This window comes from Mucilaginibacter sp., assembly GCF_028288225.1.
GTDB lineage: Bacteria > Bacteroidota > Bacteroidia > Sphingobacteriales > Sphingobacteriaceae > Mucilaginibacter.
The window spans coordinates 1-5,406 of the sequence record NZ_JAQBOC010000065.1; the positions used below are offsets into that span (position 1 = coordinate 1).

4 protein-coding genes are annotated in these 5,406 nt (G+C 39.3%); 1 reads left to right on the forward strand and 3 read right to left on the reverse strand.

Annotated elements, in window-relative coordinates; genetic code table 11:
- The first annotated feature begins 608 nt into the window (after positions 1-608).
- Positions 609-1,625 carry a zinc-binding alcohol dehydrogenase family protein gene (locus JWQ54_RS19825; protein WP_299588413.1) on the forward strand — a complete coding sequence of 339 codons (1,017 nt, stop codon included), beginning with the start codon at positions 609-611 and terminating at the stop codon, positions 1,623-1,625.
- Positions 1,626-1,676: 51 nt separating this feature from the next.
- On the opposite strand, the gene JWQ54_RS19830 is transcribed toward JWQ54_RS19825, so the two are convergent.
- The 3 genes from JWQ54_RS19830 to pdxA all read right to left on the reverse strand — a co-directional run.
- On the reverse strand, positions 1,677-3,242 hold the full coding sequence (locus tag JWQ54_RS19830) for a sodium:solute symporter (RefSeq protein WP_299588415.1): 1,566 nt from the start codon (positions 3,240-3,242) through the stop codon (positions 1,677-1,679).
- Between the two features lie 25 nt (positions 3,243-3,267).
- Complete coding sequence (locus JWQ54_RS19835; protein ID WP_299588417.1) at positions 3,268-4,419, reverse strand: four-carbon acid sugar kinase family protein; 1,152 nt, start codon at positions 4,417-4,419, stop codon at positions 3,268-3,270.
- Positions 4,419-5,406 (reverse strand): 4-hydroxythreonine-4-phosphate dehydrogenase PdxA (gene pdxA, locus JWQ54_RS19840; RefSeq protein ID WP_299588419.1); only part of this gene is annotated, 988 nt, incomplete at its 5' end. The genes pdxA and JWQ54_RS19835, both read right to left, overlap by 1 nt.

Sequence of the window (5,406 nt, forward strand, 5' to 3'; positions counted from 1 at the left end):
TAATATCTGATAATGAGGCTAATAACCTCAAATCATCCATAAACTGGAAAAAAAATTTGAACAACCATGTCGCGCCAAAAAAGAAGATCAATCTGGAATGTTTATCTTGACGAAAAAGGCGAAAAAACGATAAGTTTTCCACACTTTAAAGCGTCTGTATTTTTGTTACTGGTTTGTAACTAAAAAATTATAACTTACTGATAATAAATTGAAAAAACTTTATGTATTGGTAAACAGGGGTGCAAAATACCCTAAAATTATGAATTATATTCCAATTTTGTTCGATGTAATTAAGGACAATTACATGCATTGAATCAGAAATATTTTGTGCCAAACAGACGAGAAAGGAGCAGAACGCAGTGGCGATCGCAGCTTTATTATAATTAATGCGTTGTTTAAAATAGGGTAAGATTTTGCAATAGGATGTTAATATTTCATATTTCATAACATCTAAAAAGTATTTACTTTGACAACCTAATATCATATGATATTCTGGAACCAAAAACTAAGTTATACGGCGGATTTTGTAAGTCGCATTTTTGAGTGATACCGAGTAATAACTAGTTAGTGTTGCAAAAGCAATTAAAATCCAATATAAAGTAAAAGTAGTGAAAACATTAGTATGCATAGAGCCGGGGTCATTTAAATATGAAGAAAGGGAAAAGCCTGAATTAAAGGCCGGAAACGCAATCATCAGGATAAAAAGAATTGGTATCTGTGGAACTGATTTGCATGCTTTTGAAGGAACTCAGCCTTATTTTGCATATCCCCGTATCTTAGGGCATGAATTATCAGGAGAATTAGTAGCATTTGATAATGCCCGGAACTTTAAAGTTGGTGAACGGGTAACATTTATACCTTATTTTAATTGCGGCCATTGTGTAGCTTGCCGTTCCGGAGGCCCAAATTTTTGTGTAAACATTAAAGTATGCGGGGTGCATAGAGATGGGGGCATGGCAGAATACCTGGAAGTTCCTGCTCATAGCTTATTACATGGTGAAGGGCTTAGCTTTGATGAGCTGGCCCTGGTTGAACCATTAGCCATTGGCGCGCATGGTATACGGCGTGCAGATGTAAAGCCGGGTGAGTTTGTATTGGTAATTGGCGCCGGCCCGATAGGATTGGGCACTATGGAATTTGCCCGCATAGCAGGCGCTAAAGTAATTGCACTGGATGTTAACGAGACCCGGCTTCAATTTTGCAGGGAAAGGATCAAAGTAGCTCATGCCATAAATGCATTATCTCCCGATGTTACGGAACAGCTTAAGGAAATTACAAATGGAGATATGCCTACTGTAATTATTGATGCAACAGGGAATTTAAAAGCTATTAACAATGCCTTTCAGTATATGGCTCATGGCGCAAGATATGTTTTAATAGGATTGCAAAAAGGTGATATTAGTTTTAGTCATCCTGAATTTCATAAGCGTGAAGGTACGCTGATGAGTAGCAGGAATGCTACCCGCGCCGATTTTGAACATGTAATGGATTCAATGAAAAAAGAATTAATTGATCCTTTAACCTATATTACGCATAGGGTAAAATTTAATGAAGTAAAACACAATTTTAAAAGCTGGCTTAACCCTGATACCGGGGTTATAAAAGCAATGGTTTCAATGGAATAATTGTTAACAAACGTCATGTGAATTATTTTCACTTAATCGCCGTTAAAATACTTATTTTTTGATATTATTTTCCTGTTTTACGCCGCGCCACCCGATATACAATAACGATTTGTCTAAAATAGGTTTAGGGAAGAATAAGCTAGCCAAATAACCTACGCCAATAATTACCAAATGACTGTAAACGCCGATCATGAGCTTATTATGGGTGAAATTATATTTACCCAGGTTTAAGAGTAAAATTTTATGATTACCCGTGCCTATTTTGGTAGAAGTGAGAAAAGCATAAGCAGTAAATATGATGCAGGCAATAATACCAATAGTAAGTCCCTGCCTGTTGGCACGGGCGCTGAACAGCCCCAACAAAAATATACCGGCGATTCCTCCTGAGAATATAGCGTATAAGGTAAAAACAATACCTAAAACCCCTTCATCACCCGCTGAAAGATAAAGAGCGGCAATAAGCAAAGCACCAATTCCAGCAGCCGCTACCATCCATTTTCCTGCTTTTAAATATTGTTTATCAGTTTTATTAGGATATATCCGTTTATAATAATCCTCTAAGCCAACAGCTGCCAGGCAATTTAAATCAGCCCCTAAGCTGCATACTGCAGCAGAAACCAAAGATGCTACGATTAATCCGACTACACCTGTGGGAATATTATTGACAATAAAATAAGGAAACACTGCATCGGACCGCATACCTGCCGGTATTGGATTTTGCTTATAATAAACAAATAACCCGGTGCCGATAAACATAAACAGCGCCCATACCGGGATGAGTAAAAATACCCCCATTAATGATGCCCGGATAGCTGATTTGTCTGACTTGGCCGTAAGATAACGTTGTACAACCGTTTGATCGGTGCCATATTTCTGTATGCCGTAAAACAGGCCGTTGATGGCCATGACAACAAATGTTAATTTCTTGAAATTCCATTTGTAAGGCCCGAAGCCGGTATGCCCATTGACACGAGCAATATGCCACACTTCAGCAGGGCCGCCATGAACTGAATAAAGAATGATGATCAAACAGGTCAGGCCACAACCAAACAGCATAAACCCCTGTATTACATCCAACCAAATCATAGCTTCAATACCGCCCAGTAAAGCAAGTATGATGATAACAATGCCGATTAAGGAGATGATTACTAATGTATTAACGCCGCTCATGTTTGACAGGGCCAAAGCCAGTAAGAAAAATACGGTACCCATTTTAGAGAAATGTGTTAATACAAATCCCAGCGAGCTGTAATACCTGGCAAAAGAGCCGAACCTTTTTTCAAAATATTCATAAGTGCTTAGCCCGATTACCTTTCGGTAAAGCGGCACAATGAACCATATCGTGGTCAGCAGCACAATGGGAACCATTAAACCCTGTACCAGTAAGATCCAGTTGGATGAGTAACCTTCGCCGGGATAAGCCAAAAAAGTAATGCTGCTTATAAGGGTAGCTAAAATAGAAAGCCCAATAGCCCATGACGGAATTTTTCCATTAGCGGCAAAATAGCTTTGGGTTGAGTTTTGCTTTTTGGAAAACCTGAATCCGAAATAAACGGTAACCAATAAAAAAATAACCAGGATAATGTAATCAGGAATATGAAGGTGAACAGTATTCATAATTGGTTGATATTATCTTCTTAAGTTAAAAATTCCAGATGTGAGGAGGCCAGTCATAACTTCCCGGTTTAAGCGTTAAAAAAAGATCTTCGTGCTTATCTACTTTCATCCTGATTACTCCTGTGCTAAATTCCTGTATTGGTATAAATCTATCGAAATTCAATTGCTTAATAATGGATGCAGCTGTTGATCCGCCTTCAATTAAAAGCTCGTTTAATTTCAATCGCTGAAAAACCTTTTTAACTAGCCGGGCCTTTTTTTCACGCAAGCTACCAGTAATTACTTCCATACTTGTTGTTGTATTTTCATGTATGGCTACAATAGCCTTTTTATGGAGGTTTATTAAGGATGCCACTTCATCAGCCCATTGCTCAAAAAGGCTTTCCGGAGGGTTGGCTAATTTAACAATTTCGATGGGCATATAACTTACCGGGCCGTTCTCGTTTTTTACCTGGTTAACCAATTGCCTGCTTTTAATAAATGTGCTTCCGCAAATAAATAATGCATTTTTGCCAAAATCGATATGTTTTTTATTGGTTTGTACTTCTAAACCCAGAGATTCCAGTATAGCTGTAAAAAAACCTGAACCTCCGGCTAACAGCACTTTTTCACAAACTTTGTTCGCCCAAAGTTTTAAATCATTTTCTGTTATACATTCACCCACAATAATACCGGGTTGCAACAACGCCTCGTGGTTGGCTAAAATAGCTACCTCACCTTTATTTACATGTAACATACGATGCACATCAGCACTGGTAACGGAAAATTCAGGGTCATGGGCAAAACTGGTTAAGTTTATAGGTTGGCCGTCGATAAAATAATTACCATTGGTCAAAGTCCTGCCCAATGCCGGGTTAGCCGGAACTAACAACGCGGTTTTAATACCAAAATGTTTTAACTGAACGTTGAGTTCAGCAATGATATGCCCCCTTAACACAGAATCAACTTTTTTGAATATCAGGTCAGGCTTCAGCTTATTTATCTTTAACGTTATTTCCGACATTGTTTTTAACGCATGCTGTTCGGACATGGAGCGGGTATCTGTAGCAATAACCAAAAGATCTGCAATCACAGGCTGATCAATATCAGTAACAACGTCAACATTTAAACCATACCGCAATCCCAGGCCACCAACTTCTGCGGCACCGGTCAAATCATCAGCGATTACGACAATCATTAGCTAATTGTTTGTTTTCTATACTTGCTTAACTGCACAGCCGATTCAATAGCCAGCACCATAGCATCAGGGCTCGCAACACCTTTCCCTGCTATTTCAAACGCAGTTCCATGATCAACAGATGTTCTTATAATTGGCAGTCCCATAGTGATATTTACTCCTTTTACACTGGCCATTTGTTGCTTTTCCGCATCCCATTTAAAGCCAGAAAGCTTAAAGGGAATATGCCCCTGATCGTGGTACATCGCTACTATACCACCATAAGAGCCGGTCACCGCTTTGGCAAACAACGTGTCCGGTGGAACAGGGCCTTCCACATCATAACCTCTTCTTTTAGCTTCTTCTACTGCTGGTAAAATCTCCCGATCATCTTCGGTACCGAACAATCCGCTGTCGCCCGCGTGTGGGTTAAGACCCGCAACGCCAATTTTTAAATTGGTCTGCCCCAGGCTGATCAAGCCATTATACAGCAAGTCTATCACCTCTAGTATCCTGTCTTTTTTTACCAGGTCACATGCCTGGCGAAGCGATACGTGCGTAGAAACATGGATCACCTTTAAGTTATCTTCAACCAACAGCATCGCGTATTTGAGTGTACCGGTAAATTCCGCATATATTTCAGTATGGCCGGCAAAATGGTGCCCGGCTTCGTTGATGGATTTTTTATTAATTGGCCCTGTAACCGTAGCATCAATTTCGCCAGCCATAGCCAGTTCTATAACTTTTTTCACAGATTGAAAAGCCGCTTCGCCGGCCATCGCAGATATTTCGCCGAATATCAGCTTATCCATCTCTACGTTATGCAGGTCATACACATCAATCTCTCCAAAATTAAATTTAGCGTCGCTAACGTTTTTGATACAATGAATTGAAGCATTTAAATTCAGGCGGTTAATAATATGGGTAAATACAGCAGCATCGCCAACCAGCAAAGGGTTGCATAAAGTATATATTTCTTTATTTAATAAGGCTTTTATAGCTATTTCG

Bases quoted from the DNA above. Each gene is read 5' to 3' on its own strand.
- JWQ54_RS19830 (WP_299588415.1), bottom strand. From the start codon at position 3,242: ATGAATACTGTTCACCTTCATATTCCTGATTACATTATCCTGGTTATT.
- JWQ54_RS19835 (WP_299588417.1), bottom strand. From the start codon at position 4,419: ATGATTGTCGTAATCGCTGATGATTTGACCGGTGCCGCAGAAGTTGGT.